We start from the raw sequence: 16,972 nt of genomic DNA, 5'->3' as shown, positions 1-16,972 counted from the left end.
GGCGGATCAGCGCACCCAGTGGCAGACGCGGTGGTGATGGCGCGCGTCCCACTTGCACACCTTGTGCTTCTTGGGATGGTGGTACGGCGCGGCGGAGGCGGCCGGTGCCAGCAGGGCGAGGCCTGCGAAAGCGAGGATGCTGGAGAGGATGAAATGCTTGGTCTTCATGGCGTTCTTTCTAGGCAATGACATCGATGGACGGGAAATGCGTAGCTGAATGGGCGCCCTTGCAAAACGGCTGTGGGCAACATTCAGATGACGTTTGTGCTGCGCGGCGCGTGAAAAACCTCACCAACCGCGGCACATGGAATAGCGCCCGGGCAGCGTTGTTCGATCAGGCCCTTCCAGGCGATGCCGCCTGTTCGGTGCGCGCGTCGTGCCCGATGATCAGCACCAGCCCGACGGCCACCGCCGACAGCATCGCCAGGAAGAGCACCGCGTAGAAGTCGTTGCCCGTCCTGTCCTTCAGCGTGCCGAAGATGGTCGGGCCGATGTAGCCGCCCAGGTTGCCGATGGAGTTGATCCACGCGATGCCCGCCGCGGCGGCGGTACCGCTGAGGATGGCGGTGGGCAGCGTCCAGAAGGTGGGCAGGGCGCTGAAGATGCCGAAGGCGGCCAGCGTCACGGCGGCCATCTTCGGCACCGGCGCGGAGGTCTGGGCGGCCAGCACCAGGCCCAGGAAGATGCAGGCCAGCGGAATCAGCAGGAACCACTTGCGCTCCTTGCGCGCATCCGATGCCCGCGTCCAGAACAGCATGGCAATGGCGCCCACCAGGTACGGGAAGGCATTGATGAAGCCGATCTCCACGTTGCCCAGCCCGCCGAAGCCCTTGATGATCTGCGGCAGGAAGAAGCTCAGGCCGTACAGCGGCACCGTGATGCCCATGTAAACGAAGCCCAGGCCGATCACGCGCGGGTTCAGCAGCGACTGCTTCCACGAGATCTTGTTGATCGACTCGCGGTTGGCGCGCTCGGCGTCCAGCGTGCGCTGCAGCCAGTTGCGCTCCTCGTCGGTGAGCCACCTGGCGTCCTTCGGGCCGTCGGGCAGGTACATCAGCACGAAGAAGGTCAGCACCAGCGAGGGCACCGCCTCCAGGATGAACAGCCACTGCCAGCCGTGCATGCCGCCGATGCCGTCCATGTTGAGGATGTAGCCCGAGATGGGTGAGCCGATCACGGTGGAGATGGGTATGGCGAACATGAACCAGCCCACGATGCGCGCCCGGTACGCCGCCGGAAACCACAGCGTGATGTAGAAGATCACGCCAGGGAAGAAGCCGGCCTCGGCGATGCCCAGCAGGAAACGCACGACATTGAAGCTGGTCGAGCCGCCCACCCAGGCCTGCGCGGCCGAGAGGATGCCCCAGCTGAACATGATGCGGGCGATCCAGCGGCGCGCGCCGAAGCGCTCCAGCGCCATGTTGCTCGGCACCTCGAAGAGGAAGTAGGCCAGGAAGAAGATGCCGGCCGCGCTGCCGAACACGGCGGCGGTGAAGCCCAGGTCCTTGGACATGGCCGCGCCGGCGAAGCCGAGGTTCACGCGGTCGAGGTAGGCGATGAAGTAGCTCACCATCAGAAGCGGCAGCAGTCGCCAGCTGATCTTCGAGATGGTTCTCTGTTCGACGGGATTCATGGTTGGTTTGTCTCCTGTGTTGGATGGTTTTGTGGAGGCTGGTCGGAGGAAAGGGGGGAGCGGCCGCGGCCGCCGGCGTCACGCTTGTTGTTGCTGCTGTTGCTGGGCCCTCATGATCTGGTGGCGCCGCCAGTAGTGGCCGACGACGCCCTTGAAGTTCTCTTTCTGGTTGCCGAGGCCCGATAGCTTCACCTTGGTGGTGCGGGCGCCCAGCATGCCCTTGTCGTGGTGGGTGACGATGAGGGTGTCGCCGAAGCTGCCGTCCTTGTAGGTCAGGCTCTTGACCTCGTCCCACGAAATGGTGGAACCGCCGTCCGCGCTGGGGTGCATGCCCTCGTAGCTGATGTCGACGCGCTCGCCGTTCTTCAGTTCGAAGCCCACAGGCGGGAAGTGGCGCAGCACCACGGCGCGTTCTTCCTCCGTCGCCGGCTCGTAGCGGTAGGCCAGGCTCAGCTCGTGGTTCTGCACGAAGCGCTGCTCGTACTCGCTCCACAGGCGCTGCTCGATGGCGCCGGCGGTCTCGATCTCGTCGGCCCACGAGGTCTGCGGCGCGGTCGCGACGATGCCGCCGTAGGCGCTCTCGGGCACGTGGTGGCCGACGTTGCGCATGCGCTCCAGCAGCGGCGGGTGGCTGTCGTAGGGGTGCGGCACGCCGGCCGTCTTCATCGCCTCGATGAATGCTTCGGAGTTGGCGTAGGGCGGCAGGCCGTCGGCGACGAAGCGGGCGATGCCGAGCGCGCCGTCGTGCTCGCGGTCCTGCTCGAAGAGCTTCTGCTCCACGTCGTTGCGGTAGCTCGCGTAGGCCGAGATCTTGATGAGCGACTGCACGATCGCGTGCGGCGCCGTGAGGCCGGCGGCCACGCGGTCGGCCCTGTACTCGCGCTCGCGGCTGTCGCGGGCCAGCGCGAAGGCGAAGATCATGCGGTACAGCCGCAGCAGGTAGTGCGCCACGATGGTGAGGCCGCCGCTTCGCATCTTCCAGGTGTACTGGTCGAACTGCAGCAGCTTGGGGCCCAGCGCCGCGCTGCTGCGGGTGTCGCCGCCGCCCAGGTGGGCGAGCTCGTGCGCGAGCACCGCGTCGGCCTCGGTCTGGTCGAGCACGCGCAAGAGAGGCAGGCTGACGAAGAGCGTGCGCCCATGCAGCGTGCGGCCCTTGACTTCGCAGGGGGCCTCGGTCACGAAGAAGTTGGTGTCGATGCCGGCCACGATCTGGTCGGGCGGCGCCGTCTTCACGCGGCCGGCGAGCTGGCGGATGCGCTCCCACAGGCGCGGCGCGTCGGCCTGCGAGACCAGCTCGCCCTCGATCTCGTTGCCCGAAGGCAGCTTCTTGAACAGCGTGTAGATCGCATAGAACACCGCCGCGCCCGCTGCGATGCCCGCCAGCGCGATGAGCTTGACGTAGTAGCTGTGCCAGAAGTACGCGGTGAGCCAGAACGACAGCCATACCAGCATCGCGCTCTGCAGCACCACCTCGACCGCGCACGACACCGTCATGAGCCGCCAGCCCGCGACGAAGCTGGCGTAGCGCAGGCCCCGGTTGGCGAAGGCCAGCGCGCCCAGCACCAGTGCCGCGGCGAGCAGCGCGGCGCCCAACGCGATGGTCCAGATGGCGGCGCGGTCGGCCCAGTGGAACTGCCACTGCATCGAATAGGGGCTGCACACCTTGTCGTGGAAGTTCCTGTCCTCGGGCGCAGTGGCGTCGCAGGCTTTTGAGAGCGGATGGCTGCGGTAGAACGCGGTGGCTTCGGCCTTGTCGGCGGCGGACAGCCTTGCATCCTTGGCGATGCGGTTTTCCATCGCCTGCAGGAACTCCGCGTCCTGCGAGCGCAGCGCGTATTCGGTGAAAGCGAGCGTCGCCGCCGGAATGGCGAAAAGCGACACGAGCGTGAGGACGAACACGCGCAAGAGGTCGGCGTGAACCGTGCGGGCGAGGGCCATGGGCGATCTTCTCCTGGATGACGAATGCTGCGAGTTGTTATGGACTCTCCGGGAAGCCGATAGCGTAGCGGGCACGGCGCATGCAGTGAAGCCGGGTGCTGCGTCAAGCGCGACAGGGCACCACCTGCCGCCGAATATGGTTATCTCCTTTGTTTCGTTCCGCGCGCGATGGCGCGGGTATAGCCTCTGCATTCGCTTGCAGAGGAACCGTTTCGAGGAGTCACGTCGCATGAGCGTTGGGTCCAATGGACAGATGCTGGCCGCCAACCTGCCTTCGGTGGAGGCCGAGCTCAACTACCTGAAGGCGGGCCAGGGCCGGCCCGTGAGCTACACATTCGAGCCTCCGTCCGGCACGCCCTGGGTGACCGGCGAACTGGAAGCGCGCCGCGTGACCATCCGCGACGGCCGCCCGCTGGTGGCGCTGAACGAGCTGACGCTCGACCGCAGTGGCTTCACGCAGATCTCGCACCGCAGCGTGCTCGCCGATTTCTCGCAGGATGCCGCGATCCGCGACATCTACTACCGCGAGGCCGAGGCGCTGCTGCGCGACGTGACCGGCGCCGAGAAGATCGTCGTGTTCGACCACACGCTGCGCGACAGCGCACAGGGCTCGCGCCGCACGGCCGAGCTGCGCGAGCCGGTGCGCCGCGTGCACAACGACCAGACCTTCGTCTCCGCGCCGCGCCGCGTGCGCGACCACCTGCCGCCGGAAGAGGCCGAGGAGCGGCTGAAGAACCGCTTCGCGATCGTCAACCTGTGGCGCCCGCTGGCCACGGTGGAGCGCCTGCCGCTGGCACTGTGCGACGCCCGTTCCATCTCGCCGAACGACCTCGTGCCCAGCGACCTCGTCTATCCCGACAAGGTGGGCGAGACCTGGTCCTTTACCTGGAATCCGGAGCACCGCTGGTACTGGTTCCCGAGGCTTCGACCCGACGAGGCGCTGCTGCTGAAGATCTACGACTCGCTCGAGCAGGGCGTGGCGCGTTACACCGCGCACACCGCCTTCGAGGACCCGACGGGTTCGCAGGAGGCGCCGCCGCGGCGCAGCATCGAACTGCGCGCGCTGGTGTTCTGGCCCGCGGGCAAGCCGCCGCAAGGCAAGTAGCAGTAAGACGAAACGGCTCATGCACGCTGTGTTCTACAGCGCTGTGCCCGCGCGATTCTTTGCCAGGAATTAGCAAGGGCAGGGCGCACGCCGGCACAGACCCCACGCCTGCAGCGATTGCCGTGCTTCGCGACAATCGCTGCAATGCGTTCTTCCCCCTTCTTCAAGATGGCCCTGCTGCTGGGCCTGCTCTCGGCCATCGGGCCATTCGCCATCGACATGTACCTGCCGGCGCTGCCCGCCATCGGACAGAGCCTGCACGCCGACATCGGCGCGGTGCAGATGAGCCTCACGGCCTTCTTCCTTTCACTCGGCGCGGGGCAACTGCTCTACGGGCCGATCTCCGACATGGTGGGCCGCAAGCCGCCGCTGTACGCAGGGCTGTTGCTGTTCGCACTCGCCAGCATCGGCTGCGCGCTGGCGACCGACATCCAGACGCTGATCGTGCTGCGCTTCATCCAGGGCCTGGGCGCTGCGGCCGGCATGGCGATTCCGCGCGCGGTGGTGCGCGACCTGCACACGGGCACCGATGCGGCGCGGCTGATGTCGCTGCTGATGCTGGTGTTCAGCGTGTCGCCGATCCTCGCGCCGCTGGCAGGCAGCGCGGTCATCGCTTTCTCCGGCTGGCGCGGCGTGTTCTGGGCCGTGACCGTCGCCGCCGTGGCGGGCCTGGCCATGATGGTGAAGATGCTCGACGAGACCCGTCCGGCATCGGAGCGAGTCGAAAGCAGCCTCGGCAGCGCGCTCTCGGCCTACTGGCTGCTGCTGCGCGACACGCACTACCTCGGGCTGGTGTTCATCGGCAGCTTCGCGATGGCGGGCTTCTTCACCTACCTCGCGAACTCCTCGTTCGTGATGATCGACCACTACGGCCTCTCGCCCGCGCTCTACAGCGTGGCCTTCGGCGTGAACGCTGCGGCCTTCATCGGCGCCTCGCAGTTCACCGGCACGCTGGGCGAGCGCTACGGGCTGGTCAATCTCGTCAAGTTCGGCGTGGTGTGCTGCGGCGCCGCGATGATCGCGATGTTCGCCTACTTCGCGATGGGCGGCGACAGCATCTGGGTGCTGATCGTCCTGTACTTCATCGCCTCGGGCTTCATGGGCCTGGTGATCCCGACCACCGGCGTGCTCGCGCTGGAGATGCACGGCGCCATCGCGGGCACGGCCTCGGCGCTGCTGGGCACGCTGCAGATGCTCACGGGCGCGCTGGCGATGGCGGTGGTGGGCCTCTTCACCGACGGCCGGCCGCTGCCGATGGTGGCCGGCATGGCCGGCGGCGCGCTCATCGCGCTGGTGCTGACCTGGCTCACGCTGGGCGGCCTGCGCTCGGAGCCCACGGGCAAGGCAGCAAAGACAGAAAGGGCGCAGCGAGCCTGATGAACACGGTACGCGCAGGCGCCGCGCTCCCGGCCGCCGAAGACAACGACAATGGCGACAACCGCGGCGGCAACGCGGGGCCCCGGCCCGTCGACGGGCTGTCCCAGCCGGAGCGCGGCTGGGCGATGCTGGTCATCATCCTCGGGCTGATCGTGGCGGTGCTCGACGGCACCATCGTCAACCTGGCGCTGCCGGGCATCGCGCGCGAGCTCAACGCCAGCCCTTCGCAATCGATCTGGGTGGTCAACGCCTACCAGATCGCCACGCTGGTGATGCTGCTGCCGCTGGCCTCGCTGGGCGATCTCGTGGGCTACCGGCGCGTGTACCTGGTCGGCATGGCGGTGTTCACGCTGTCTTCGCTGGCTGCCACTTTTGCCAACTCGCTGGGCACGCTGATCGCGGCGCGCGCGTTCCAGGGCCTGGGCGCGGCCGGCATCATGAGCGTGAACGCGGCGCTGGTACGGCTCACGTACCCTTCGTCGCAGCTGGGCAAGGGCATGGCGATCAATTCGCTGGTGGTGGCTACTTCTTCTGTGGCGGGGCCTTCGGTGGCGGCGGCCATCCTGTCGGTGGCTTCCTGGCCCTGGCTCTTCGCCATCAACGTGCCGCTGGGCCTCGTCACCTTCGCGCTGGGCATGAAGGCGCTGCCTTTCAACCGCGTGCCGCCCGCCGCGGGGCTGCGCTTCTCGCCAGTCGACGTGGCGTTGAACGTGCTGATGTTCTCGCTGGTGTTCCTGGGCGTCGACCGGCTCGGCGTGCGCGAAGGCGCGGTTCAGGGCGGCGGCTCGCAGGCCTCGGCCTGGGGCATCCTGCTGGCGGGCCTTGTGGTGGGCTTCATCTACCTGCGCCGCCAGCGCAGGGAAGCGGTGCCGCTTTTCCCGATCGACCTGCTGCGCATTCCGGTGTTCGCGCTGTCGATGAGCACCTCGGTGGCCGCCTTCTGCGCGCAGATGCTGGCCTACATCGCGCTGCCTTTCCTGCTGCTGGAGGTGTACGGGCGCAGCCACATCGAGGCGGGCTTGCTCATCACGGCGTGGCCGCTGGCCATCGTGGTGATGGCGCCCATCGCAGGGCGGCTGATCGGCCGGTACCCCGACGGGCTGCTGGGCGGCATCGGACTGGGCCTGCTGGCCACGGGCCTGGCCCTGTTGGCGGCGCTGCCGGCGCATCCGGGCAATGCCGACATCGCCTGGCGCATGGCGCTGTGCGGGCTTGGCTTCGGGCTGTTCCAGTCGCCGAACAACCACACCATCGTGACCTCGCCGCCGGCGCACCGCAGTGGTGCGGCCAGCGGCATGCTGGGCACGGCACGGCTCACCGGGCAGACGCTGGGTGCCGTGGTGCTGGCGGGCGTCTTCAGCATCTGGAGCCCGCACGGGGGCCACGGGCCGGTGGTCGCGCTGGTGCTGGCCGCCAGTTTTGCCGCGGTGGCGGCGGTTTTCAGCAGCCTGCGGCTCAAGACGACAAGCCACGGCGGCTGAATGAGTTAGGGTACTCACCCATGACGGAAGTACCTGAAACCGTGGTTTGCCCGGGTTGCGATGCGGTCTACGGCCGCACGCCCCTGCGCCCGCGCGACGTGGCGCGCTGCCCGCGCTGCGGCACCGAGCTCGACCGGCATCCGGGCGAGCAGGAGCGCCGGATCCTTCCTCTGACGGTGGCCTGCCTCATCATGTTCGCCATCGCGAACCTGTTTCCCATCGTCGAGATCGAGCTGCAGGGCTTGCGCAGCCAGACCACGCTGGCCGGCGCGGTGGTGGCACTGAGCGCCGAAGGCATGTCGGTGGTGGCGCTGCTGGTGCTGGCCACGACCATCCTCTTTCCCTTCCTGCAGCTTTGCATCCTTGCGTACCTGCTGGTTCCGCTGAGCCGCGAGCACCGGCCCGTGGGCTTCGCACTGCTGGTGCGGGCGATGCAGTCGCTGCGGCCCTGGGGAATGATCGAAGTGTTCCTGCTCGGCGTTCTCGTGGCCATCGTCAAGCTTTCGAGCATGGCGACCGTGGTGCCGGGGCCGGCGCTGTGGGCCTTCATGGCGCTCACGGTGATGCTGACGGCGGTGCTGTCCTTCGACCCGGGTGCGTTCTGGGGAATGGCGTTCAGGCCGAAGGGCGAGGAACCTGGTGAAGAAGAGAAGGGTGGAGCATCGGCATGAAGAAGCTGCAGGGCCACCTCCGGCAGCGCCTCGGCAGCCTTGCGGCTTACGGCGAGCATTACCACCACGAACACGAGGCGGATGCGAAGGTTCCCACCGCCGCCTCGATGGGCTACATGGCCTGCCGCCATTGCGGCGCCGTCTGGAAAGACGCCGAGGAGGGCGAACCCTGCGGCCGCTGCGGCACGCACCTGCATACGCGCAAGCCGCAGAGCCTGAAGCTCACCTGGGCCTTCCTGATCGCGGCCTGCATGATGTACATCCCGGCCAACCTGCTGCCGGTGATGATCACGCGCACGCTGTTCGGCACGCAGAACGACACCATCCTGAGCGGGGTGATCTATTTCTGGGTGTCCGGCGCCTACGGGCTGGCCGCCATCGTCTTCATCGCGAGCTTCCTGGTGCCGCTGTTCAAGCTCGCGGTGCTGCTGCTGCTCGTGGTGCTGGCTCAGCGCGGCAGCACCTGGCGGCGGCGCGAGCGGGCGAAGCTCTATCACATCATCGAGATCATCGGCCGGTGGTCGATGCTCGACGTGTTCGTGGTATCGCTGCTGACGGGGCTGGTGCAGATCCAGGGCTTCGCGGTCATCACCGCGGGCGTGGGCATCGCGGCCTTCGGCTCGGTGGTGGTGCTGACCATGCTGGCCTCGCTGAGCTTCGACCCGAAGCTCACCTGGGACAGCAGGAAGGACCAGGCCATCCTGCGGGACAACGAAGAAGGCGCACAACCTGAGCAACGTGTACAGGGACATGAAAACAGGGACGAGAAACCAGCATGAGTGAAGAAGACCGACCCCAGGACAAACCGGAGCCATCCGGCCAGCCCCCGCTGCCGAAGCCACGCGTGGTGCGCCGCCGCGAATGGCTGCCGTCGCTGATCTGGCTGATTCCCATCGTGGCCGCGCTGGTGGGCATCACGCTGGTGGCGCGCATCATCATGGAGCGCGGTCCGGAGGTGGTGCTGACCTTCAAGACCGCCGAGGGCCTGGAGGCCGGCAAGACCGCCGTGAAGTACAAGGACGTGCAGATCGGCCTGGTCACCAGCCTGCGCCTGGCGCGCGACCGCTCTCATGTGCGCGTGCTGGTGCAGTTCAACAAGGACGCGCAGAGCTTCACCGCCTCCGACTCGCGTTTCTGGGTGGTGCGCCCGCGGCTGGACACCTCGGGCATCTCGGGGCTCAACACGCTGCTGTCGGGCGCCTACATCGGCGCCGACGCGGGCGTGTCGCAGGAAACGGCGGGTGAGTTCACCGGGCTGGAGACGCCGCCCACCGTCACGCGCGACGACTCGGGCAAGCAGTTCCTGCTGCGTGCCAACGACGTGGGCTCGCTCGACGTGGGCTCGCCCGTGTACTTCCGCCGCATCAAGGTCGGGCAGGTGGCGGCCTACGAGCTCGACGGCGACGGGCGCGGCGTGACGCTGCGCGTCTTCATCAATGCGCCGTACGACAAGTTCGTGGGCATGAACACGCGCTTCTGGCAGGCCAGCGGCATCGACGCGCAGCTCAGCGCCAGCGGCTTCACGCTGCGCACGCAGTCGCTGGCGACCATCCTGCTCGGAGGCATCGCCTTCCAGGCGCCCGACGACGCGATGGGACCGGTGGCCAAGGAGAACGCGTCGTTCACGCTGGCGCAGGACGAGACCACGGCCATGAAGGAGCCCGACGGGCCCTCGCAGACCCTGCTGATGTACTTCAACCAGTCGCTGCGCGGCCTGACGCCGGGTGCGCCGGTGGACTTCCGCGGCGTGGTGATCGGCGAGGTGAAGTCGATCGGCGTGGAGTTCGACCGCGCCGAGCGCGAGTTCCGCATGCCGGTGCTGGTGCAGGTCTACCCCGACCGCCTGCGCCGCCGCGCGGGCGAGAGCGGCACCGAGTCGCGCTCCACCCAGCAGGAGCGGCTGCGCTTCCTGGCGGAGAAGGGCCTGCGCGCCCAGCTGCGCAACGGCAACTTGCTGACCGGGCAGGTCTACGTGGCGCTCGACTTCTTCCCGAAGGCGCCGCCGGCGAAGATCGACCTGGCGAAGAACCCGATCGAACTGCCTACCGTGCCCAACAGCCTCGACGAGATCCAGTCGCAGGTACAGGAGATCGCGACCAAGCTCAACAAGGTGCCCTACGAGCAGATCGCGGGCGACCTGCGCACCACGCTCGCTTCGCTCAACAAGACGCTCACGGCCGCCGAGCAGACGGTGAAGCGCATCAACAACGACGTCACGCCCGAGCTGGCCGCGGCCATGAAGGACGTGCGCAAGACCGTGAACACGGCCGAACGCACGCTGGCCGACGACTCGCCGCTGCAGCAGGACATGCGCCAGACGCTGCAGGAGCTCACGCGCGCCGCAGGCTCGGTGCGCGTGCTGACCGACTACCTCGAGCGCCATCCCGAATCGCTGCTGCGCGGCAAACCGGACGACAACAAGAAATGAAGAAGAACCACCTTTCATCCGTGGCGCTGGCGGCGGCGGCCGCAGCGCTGGCGGTGCTCGCGGGCTGCGCGAGCAAGCCCGACAGCTACTACACGCTGGCAAGCCCGGTGGCCGCGGCCGATGCCGCGCCTTCGACGCTCGGCAGCGCCGCGCCGCTCTACATCGAGCTCGCGCCCGTGGCCGTGCCCGAGCGCTTCGCACGGCCGCAGATGGTCGTGCGCCAGCCCAACGGCAGCGTGCAGGTCGAGGTGCTGGAGCAGCACCGCTGGGCCTCGTCCTTCGAGAACGAGCTGCGCGACGCGCTGGCCAGCGGCATCGCCGGCCGGCTCGGCGCGCTCGACGTGACCAAGGGCGGTCGGCAGAGTTCGCAGCCGGTGTGGCGCATCGCGGTGCAGCTGCGGCAGTTCGACGCGGTCGAGGGCGGCCGCGTGGACGCGAATTTCAGCTGGACGCTGCGGCGCTCGGACGAGGCGCGCACCGTGGTCTGCCAGTTGAGCCTCGGCGAGGCGGTGGGCAGCGGAATGGACGCGGTGGCGCAGGGGGCACAGCGCGTGACCTCGGCGGCGGCCGCCGCGATGGCGCGCAGCGTGAGCGCGGCGCGGGCGAATCCGTCGGCGACCGCCTGCGCGACCTGAGTTTTCTTCTCTCCCCTTGAAGGGGCAGTGCGAGACCGGAATCCCATGAAAAGGAGACCCCATGGCACAGATCGGCAAGGCGCCCTGCGACGAGACGCTGATTCTTCATGGCCTTCATGGCTCCCGCGCGGGAGAGGGCGAGGGGAGCGACTGTCCTGAAGCCGCCAGGCCATGGGTGCTGGCTGCGGCCATCGTGGGCTCGAGCATGGCCTTCATCGACGGCACGGTGGTCAACGTGGCGCTGCCGGCCATCCAGTCCGACCTGCGCGCAACAGCCTTCCAGGCGCAATGGGTGGTCGAGTCGTATGCCTTGCTGCTGGCGGCGCTGCTGCTGGTGGGCGGGGCGCTGGGCGATCACTACGGCCGGCGGCGCATCTTCGCGATCGGCGTCGGCATCTTCGCGCTGTCGTCGGTGGCGTGCGCGCTCGCGGGCAACGTGCAGCAGCTCATCGCGGCGCGGGCGGTGCAGGGCGTGGGCGGCGCGCTGCTGGTGCCGGGCAGCCTGGCGCTCATCAGCGCGGCCTATCCGGAGAAGGAGCGCGGCAAGGCCATCGGCACATGGTCGGGCTTCAGCGGCATCACGGCTGCGGTGGGGCCGGTGCTGGGCGGCTTCCTGGTCGATCATTTCTCGTGGACCTGGGCCTTCCTCATCAATGTGCCGATGGCGCTGCTGGTGCTGTGGATCGTGTGGCGCCACGTGCCCGAGAGCCGCGGCGCTTCCGCCAGCGGCGGGCTCGACCTGTGGGGCGCGCTGCTGGCGACGGCCGGGCTCGGCGGCATCGTCTACGCCTTCATCGAGGCGCCGACGCAGGGCTGGGGTTCGGCGGCGGTGCTTGCGGCGCTGGCCATCGGCGTGCTGGGCAGCGTTGCCTTCTTCGTTGCCGAGCGCAAGGCGCGCACGCCGATGCTGCCGCTGGAGCTGCTGCGCATCGGCAACTTCAGCGGCGCCAACCTGCTGACGCTGCTGCTCTACGCGGCGCTGGGCGGCGGGCTGTATTTCTTTCCGCTCAACCTGATCCAGGTGCAGGGCTACTCGGCCACGGTGGCGGGAGCGGCGCTGCTGCCGTTCATCTTCATCATGTTCGCGCTCTCGGGCTGGGCCGGGCAGCTGGTCGACCGCTTCGGGCCGCGCATGCCGCTGGTGATCGGGCCGGCGATTGCCGCCGTGGGTTTCGCGCTGTTCGCGCTGCCGGGCGTGGGCGCGAGCTACTGGAGCGGCTTCCTGCCGGCCGTGGTGGTGCTGGGCTTCGGCATGACGGTGACGGTGGCGCCGCTGACGACCACGGTGATGAACGCGGTCGGCGCAGACCTGGCGGGCGTGGCCTCTGGCGTGAACAACGCGGTGTCGCGCGCGGCTGCGGTGCTGGCGATCGCGGTGTTCGGCGCGCTCATGGCCTGGGCCTTCGACACCGCGTTGGCCGGGCATCTGCGCGAGATGGGCGCGACGGCGCAACTGACGGCATTTCTCGAAGGCGAGCGCAGCAAGCTGGCGGGCGCGGCGATCCCTCCGGGCGCGGACGCGGCCACTGCGGCAGCCGTGAAACGCGCGGTGGCCGAATCCTTCGTCGCGGGCTTTCGCTGGGTGATGCTGTCGAGCGCGGCGCTGGCCGTGCTCAGCGCATTGAGCGCGTGGCTGATGATCCGGAGCACTCCACTGGCGGCAGGAGGCACGGACGGCAAAAAGTGAAAGGGCACGACCGATGCGGGAAGAGAGCGAGCAACAGCAGCACTTCGACGTGCTGATCGTCGGCGCCGGCCTCTCGGGCATCGGTGCCGGCTACCACCTGCAGAAGCACTGCCCGGGCCGCAGCTACGCGATCCTCGAAGGGCGTGAGCGCAGCGGCGGTACCTGGGACCTGTTCCGTTATCCGGGCGTGCGTTCGGACTCCGACATGTACACGCTGGGCTATTCGTTCCGGCCGTGGACGCAGGCGAAGTCCATCGCGGACGGGCCGTCGATCCTGAAATACCTGCGCGAGACGGCGGCGCAGCACGGCATCGACCGCAGGATCCGCTTCAACCACCGCGTGGTGCGAGCCTCGTGGTCGACGCCGGAGGCCTGCTGGAGCGTGGACGTGGAGCGCGGCCCCGAGCGGCTTCCGCTGCGCCTGCGCTGCAACTTTCTCTTCCTGTGCAGCGGCTACTACAGGTACGACGCGGGCTACACGCCCGACTTCGCGGGCATCGGCGACTACACGGGCCGCATCGTCCATCCGCAGCACTGGCCCCAGGACCTGGACTACGGCGGCAAGCGCGTGGTCGTCATCGGCAGCGGCGCGACCGCGATGACGCTGGTGCCCGCGATGGCGAAGACGGCCGGCCACGTGACTCTGCTGCAGCGCTCGCCTACCTACGTCGTCGCGCGCCCGGCGCAGGACCCGATCGCGCGAAGGCTGCGCGGCATCTTCCCGGCCGGGCTGGCCTACGGCCTCACGCGCTGGAAGAACGTGCTGCTGTCGATGTACTTCTTCCGCCTCGCCCGGCGCAAGCCCGACTACGCGAAGAAGATGATCCTCGGCGGCGTACGGCAGGCGCTCGGCCCCGACTACGACATCGCCACGCATTTCGCGCCGCGCTACAACCCGTGGGACCAGCGCCTTTGCCTGGTTCCCGACGGCGACCTGTTCGCGGCCATCAGGGCAGGGCGCGCTTCGATGGTCACCGACCACGTCGACACCTTCACGCCGGGCGGCATCAGGCTGAAGTCGGGCAGGGAGCTGGAGGCCGACGTGGTGGTCACCGCCACCGGGCTGGAACTGCAGGTGCTCGGTGGCGTGCAGCTCGAGGTGGACGGCCGTCGCGTGGAACCGGCCGCGACCTTCAGCTACAAGGGAATGATGTACAGCGACGTGCCCAACCTGGCCTCGTCGTTCGGCTACACCAACGCCTCGTGGACGCTCAAGAGCGACCTGACCTGCGTGTATGTCTGCCGGGTGCTCAACCACATGGAGAAGCAAGGCTGGAGGCAATGCACGCCGCGCAACACAGACCCGGCGCTGGCGCCCGAGCCCTGGCTCGACTTCTCTTCGGGCTATGTGCAGCGCGCGGTGGACAGGTTTCCGAAGCAGGGCTCGCGCGCGCCGTGGCGCGTGTACCAGAACTACGCGCGCGATCTGGTGAGCCTGCGCTTCGGTTCGGTGGACGACGGGGTGATGGAGTTCACGAATCGGCGTGCTGGTTAGCTATTGCCGGAGTTCGAGGAAAACGAACTGGAATTCATATGGCGTCATGCGCCAGCTGACATCACACCGTCGGCCGTGGGCTGCCCTTGCTCGAACTTGCGAGACTCAAACGAACGGCGTGTAGGGCTGTTGAGGCTGCACGTAGATTCTTTTTTCGTAGACGGTGGGGACTTTGGTTCCGCCTTCGATCGTTTTCTCGATGTGCGCGACGCTGCCCATATAGATCGCCGCACGGCTGAACAGGTGGGCTTTCCATCCATCCGGGTGAATCACGGTGATGTGGAAGTAGTCCTGCCCCCTGAAAGTCTGACGTTGGTGGAAGCCCAGTTCCACTGTGACCTTGAGCCTGTCGCTCAATACGGCAACGGCCAGTTCGTGCAGTTCGACGGCGTGCCCATTGGCAATTTCTCTGTCCGCCCATGTATTCAGCATGGCGGTTATCTGCTGGTAGCTGGCATCGCCCAGGGTGTTGTATGTGTCCTCATACCAATCGCCATGTTTTGCCCTGAGTCCATCGATGTTGTCCCAGTTTTCTGCAAACACAATGCCCATTTAGCCCTCCAGTTTCGATTGATTGCGTTACTGAAATGGATGTACCCGACTTCTTCCGGATGCGTGCCCGGGGTAGGGGGGCTGCCAGCAACCTGACCCCTTTCTGGCTTTCCGGAGAACTGAAGTCGGTGCACTGTGGCGTCCATTCGGGCACCAATCAATTTCGCACCATTACAGGCTCGGGCTGGCCGGCGCAGGGCGCGTGGCCCGTCTGTCCGGACCACGACGAGCGCCTTGCCCTCGAAAGATCGCTCGCCTGTCTGGGGCGAACCAACCGGGCGCGGCCCTTGTCAGGGCGTCGCTGCTGGGGCGCTAGAGGGCGAGAGCAGCGTGTCGAGCTCGCTCCACAGCGCATCGCATTGCCCAGCCCTGAACGCAGCTGCCCTGAAGGTAGGGTGCTCGCCGTGGTACGTGTCCCACAGCGCGCGCTGGCCGTCGGCCACGCAGGCGCGCACGTTGGCCAGCCGGTCGGCGGCCTTCACCAGCAGCGCGAGTTCCTCGTCGCCTTTCACCTCGGCCAGCGCCGCATAGGTCCTGGCCTTGCGCTCCTTGCGGTTGGCGCCGGGCGCATCGGTCAGCAGCGCGACGCAGGATGCGACCAGGTCGCCGAAGCGCGAGCGCACGTCCGCCACCGTCGCTGCCGTGTCCTCGACCACGTCGTGCAGGTAGCCGACGACGCGCGCCTTGTCGCCATAGGGCTGGAGCAGGGCGGCGACGGCGTCGAGGTGGTGCACGTACGGATGGGTGCCGTATTTCTGGTCGCCATGCATTTCGACGGCGTAAGCGCGAGCGGCGTCGGGTGTCTGCGAGGTTATGGTCATGCTGCGTCCTGTTGATTTTTCCATTCTGCCTTCGTGGCGGCGCACGGTCCTGGCGCTTGCAGCAGCATGATGCTCGCGGCCAGTCTTTCTTCCCGAACAGAAGTTTTTTCATGACCACGGTTTTCGTCAGCCATCCGCCAGCCAAGCTGGCCAACTACTTCGGCGACCGCGCCACCGCCGCCCTTCGGGCCATCGCGCAGGTTCGCCTCAATCCCAGCGACGCCGAACTTTCCTCGCGCGAGCTCGCCGATCTGGCGCAGGACTGCGACGCGATCATTTCCTACCGCCAGACGGTGGGCGACGAGGCGCTGTTCGCGGCGCTGCCACAACTCAAGGCCTTCGTACGCTGCGCCATCGACATCCGCAACATCGACGTGGCTTCCGCCAGCCGGCATGGCGTGCTGGTGACGCAGGCGAGCGCAGGGTTCATCACCTCGGTGTCGGAGTGGATCGTAGGCGCGATGATCGATCTGGGCCGGGGCATCAGTGCCTCCGCCGCGAGCTACCACGCGGGCCGCCCGCCGCCGCCCGCGATGGGGCGCGAACTGCGCGGCAGCACGCTGGGCGTGATCGGCTACGGGCAGATCAGCCGGTACCTCTGCGATGTCGCGCTGGCGCTGAACATGCGCATCGTCGTGCACGACCCGTACACGGCTACCGATCGAGCGGAGTTCGAGCAGGTGAGCTTCGAGGCGCTGCTGGCGCAATCGGACTTCGTGGTCTGCCTCGCGCCCGCCACCGAGGCGACCGAGAACATGATGAATGCCCGGGCGTTCGCCGCGATGCAGCCCCACGCCTTCTTCATCAATGCCTCGCGCGGAAACCTGGTGGATGAGCGTGCGCTGCTCGCGGCGCTGGACGCGGGCGTGATCGCTGGATGCGCGCTCGACGTGGGCCGCGCACCCGACCAGATGCCTTCGCCGGACGTGGCGGCGCATCCGCGCGTGATCGCCACGCCCCACATCGGCGGGCTCACGCCGCCGGCGGTGGAGCACCAGGCGATGGAAACCGTGTCGCAACTCGCGGAGATCTTCCAGGGCAGGGCGCCGAAGGGCGCGGTCAATGCGGCCGAGGCCTATCGCTGGCGGAAGGCCTTCGGGGCAGGCGCCTCGAAAGCCGGGCCCATGGGAACTTCCCGCTGACAGGCGT

Annotated in this window: 15 protein-coding genes; 10 read left to right on the top strand and 5 right to left on the bottom strand. The window is 67.8% G+C overall.

Annotated elements, in window-relative coordinates; all coding sequences use genetic code 11:
- Positions 1-6: 6 nt before the first annotated feature.
- The 3 genes from ABL844_RS16940 to ABL844_RS16930 form a co-directional block, all read right to left on the bottom strand.
- On the bottom strand, positions 7-168 hold the full coding sequence (locus ABL844_RS16940) for an HHHH-motif protein (protein ID WP_165909549.1): 162 nt from the start codon (positions 166-168) through the stop codon (positions 7-9).
- Between the two features lie 166 nt (positions 169-334).
- Positions 335-1,633 carry an MFS transporter gene (locus tag ABL844_RS16935; RefSeq protein WP_418128270.1) on the bottom strand — a complete coding sequence of 433 codons (1,299 nt, stop codon included), beginning with the start codon at positions 1,631-1,633 and terminating at the stop codon, positions 335-337.
- A gap of 78 nt (positions 1,634-1,711) precedes the next feature.
- A complete protein-coding gene (locus ABL844_RS16930; protein ID WP_418128269.1) occupies positions 1,712-3,571 on the bottom strand; it encodes a M48 family metallopeptidase in 1,860 nt (619 codons plus the stop codon).
- 229 nt (positions 3,572-3,800) lie between these two features.
- On the opposite strand from ABL844_RS16930, the gene ABL844_RS16925 reads away from it, so the two are divergent.
- The 9 genes from ABL844_RS16925 (at position 3,801) to ABL844_RS16885 (ending at position 14,450) form a co-directional block, all read left to right on the top strand.
- The gene (locus tag ABL844_RS16925; RefSeq protein ID WP_418116460.1) at positions 3,801-4,676 is read left to right on the top strand and encodes a CmcJ/NvfI family oxidoreductase; all 876 of its coding nucleotides are present in this window, start codon (positions 3,801-3,803) and stop codon (positions 4,674-4,676) included.
- A 144-nt stretch (positions 4,677-4,820) separates the two neighbouring features.
- Positions 4,821-6,053 (top strand): multidrug effflux MFS transporter, encoded by a 1,233-nt coding sequence (locus tag ABL844_RS16920; RefSeq protein WP_418128268.1) that lies wholly within the window; start codon positions 4,821-4,823, stop codon positions 6,051-6,053.
- The gene (locus tag ABL844_RS16915; RefSeq protein WP_418128267.1) at positions 6,053-7,534 is read left to right on the top strand and encodes an MFS transporter; all 1,482 of its coding nucleotides are present in this window, start codon (positions 6,053-6,055) and stop codon (positions 7,532-7,534) included. The genes ABL844_RS16920 and ABL844_RS16915 overlap by 1 nt, the downstream gene beginning before the upstream one ends.
- Before the next feature lie 20 nt (positions 7,535-7,554).
- Positions 7,555-8,205: a paraquat-inducible protein A gene (locus ABL844_RS16910; RefSeq protein ID WP_184637782.1), complete on the top strand. Its 651-nt coding sequence runs from the start codon at positions 7,555-7,557 to the stop codon at positions 8,203-8,205.
- A gap of 107 nt (positions 8,206-8,312) precedes the next feature.
- Positions 8,313-8,984: a paraquat-inducible protein A gene (locus ABL844_RS16905; protein ID WP_418131914.1), complete on the top strand. Its 672-nt coding sequence runs from the start codon at positions 8,313-8,315 to the stop codon at positions 8,982-8,984.
- On the top strand, positions 8,981-10,633 hold the full coding sequence (locus tag ABL844_RS16900; protein WP_126020052.1) for an intermembrane transport protein PqiB: 1,653 nt from the start codon (positions 8,981-8,983) through the stop codon (positions 10,631-10,633). The genes ABL844_RS16905 and ABL844_RS16900 overlap by 4 nt, the downstream gene beginning before the upstream one ends.
- Complete coding sequence (locus ABL844_RS16895; RefSeq protein ID WP_418128265.1) at positions 10,630-11,268, top strand: PqiC family protein; 639 nt, start codon at positions 10,630-10,632, stop codon at positions 11,266-11,268. Before ABL844_RS16900 ends, ABL844_RS16895 begins: the two co-directional genes overlap by 4 nt.
- A gap of 61 nt (positions 11,269-11,329) precedes the next feature.
- Complete coding sequence (locus ABL844_RS16890) at positions 11,330-12,955, top strand: MFS transporter (RefSeq protein WP_418128264.1); 1,626 nt, start codon at positions 11,330-11,332, stop codon at positions 12,953-12,955.
- A 13-nt stretch (positions 12,956-12,968) separates the two neighbouring features.
- The gene (locus tag ABL844_RS16885) at positions 12,969-14,450 is read left to right on the top strand and encodes a flavin-containing monooxygenase (RefSeq protein ID WP_418128263.1); all 1,482 of its coding nucleotides are present in this window, start codon (positions 12,969-12,971) and stop codon (positions 14,448-14,450) included.
- A 105-nt stretch (positions 14,451-14,555) separates the two neighbouring features.
- Here ABL844_RS16885 and ABL844_RS16880 read toward each other — a convergent pair whose 3' ends face one another.
- Complete coding sequence (locus ABL844_RS16880) at positions 14,556-15,002, bottom strand: hypothetical protein (protein ID WP_126020044.1); 447 nt, start codon at positions 15,000-15,002, stop codon at positions 14,556-14,558.
- A gap of 290 nt (positions 15,003-15,292) precedes the next feature.
- Entirely contained in the window at positions 15,293-15,823 is a 531-nt protein-coding gene (locus tag ABL844_RS16875) for an HD domain-containing protein (protein WP_418128262.1), read from the bottom strand.
- Positions 15,824-15,933: 110 nt separating this feature from the next.
- Here ABL844_RS16875 and ABL844_RS16870 point away from each other — a divergent pair, with 110 nt between their 5' ends.
- Positions 15,934-16,965, top strand: a complete 1,032-nt coding sequence (locus ABL844_RS16870; protein ID WP_418128261.1) for a hydroxyacid dehydrogenase — start codon at positions 15,934-15,936, stop codon at positions 16,963-16,965.
- Positions 16,966-16,972: the final 7 nt, after the last annotated feature.

The sequence above is a fragment of the Variovorax sp. 278MFTsu5.1 genome (assembly GCF_048305045.1).
GTDB classification, from domain to species: domain Bacteria; phylum Pseudomonadota; class Gammaproteobacteria; order Burkholderiales; family Burkholderiaceae_C; genus Variovorax; species Variovorax guangxiensis.
This window is presented reverse-complemented; position numbering and strand designations above follow the sequence as displayed.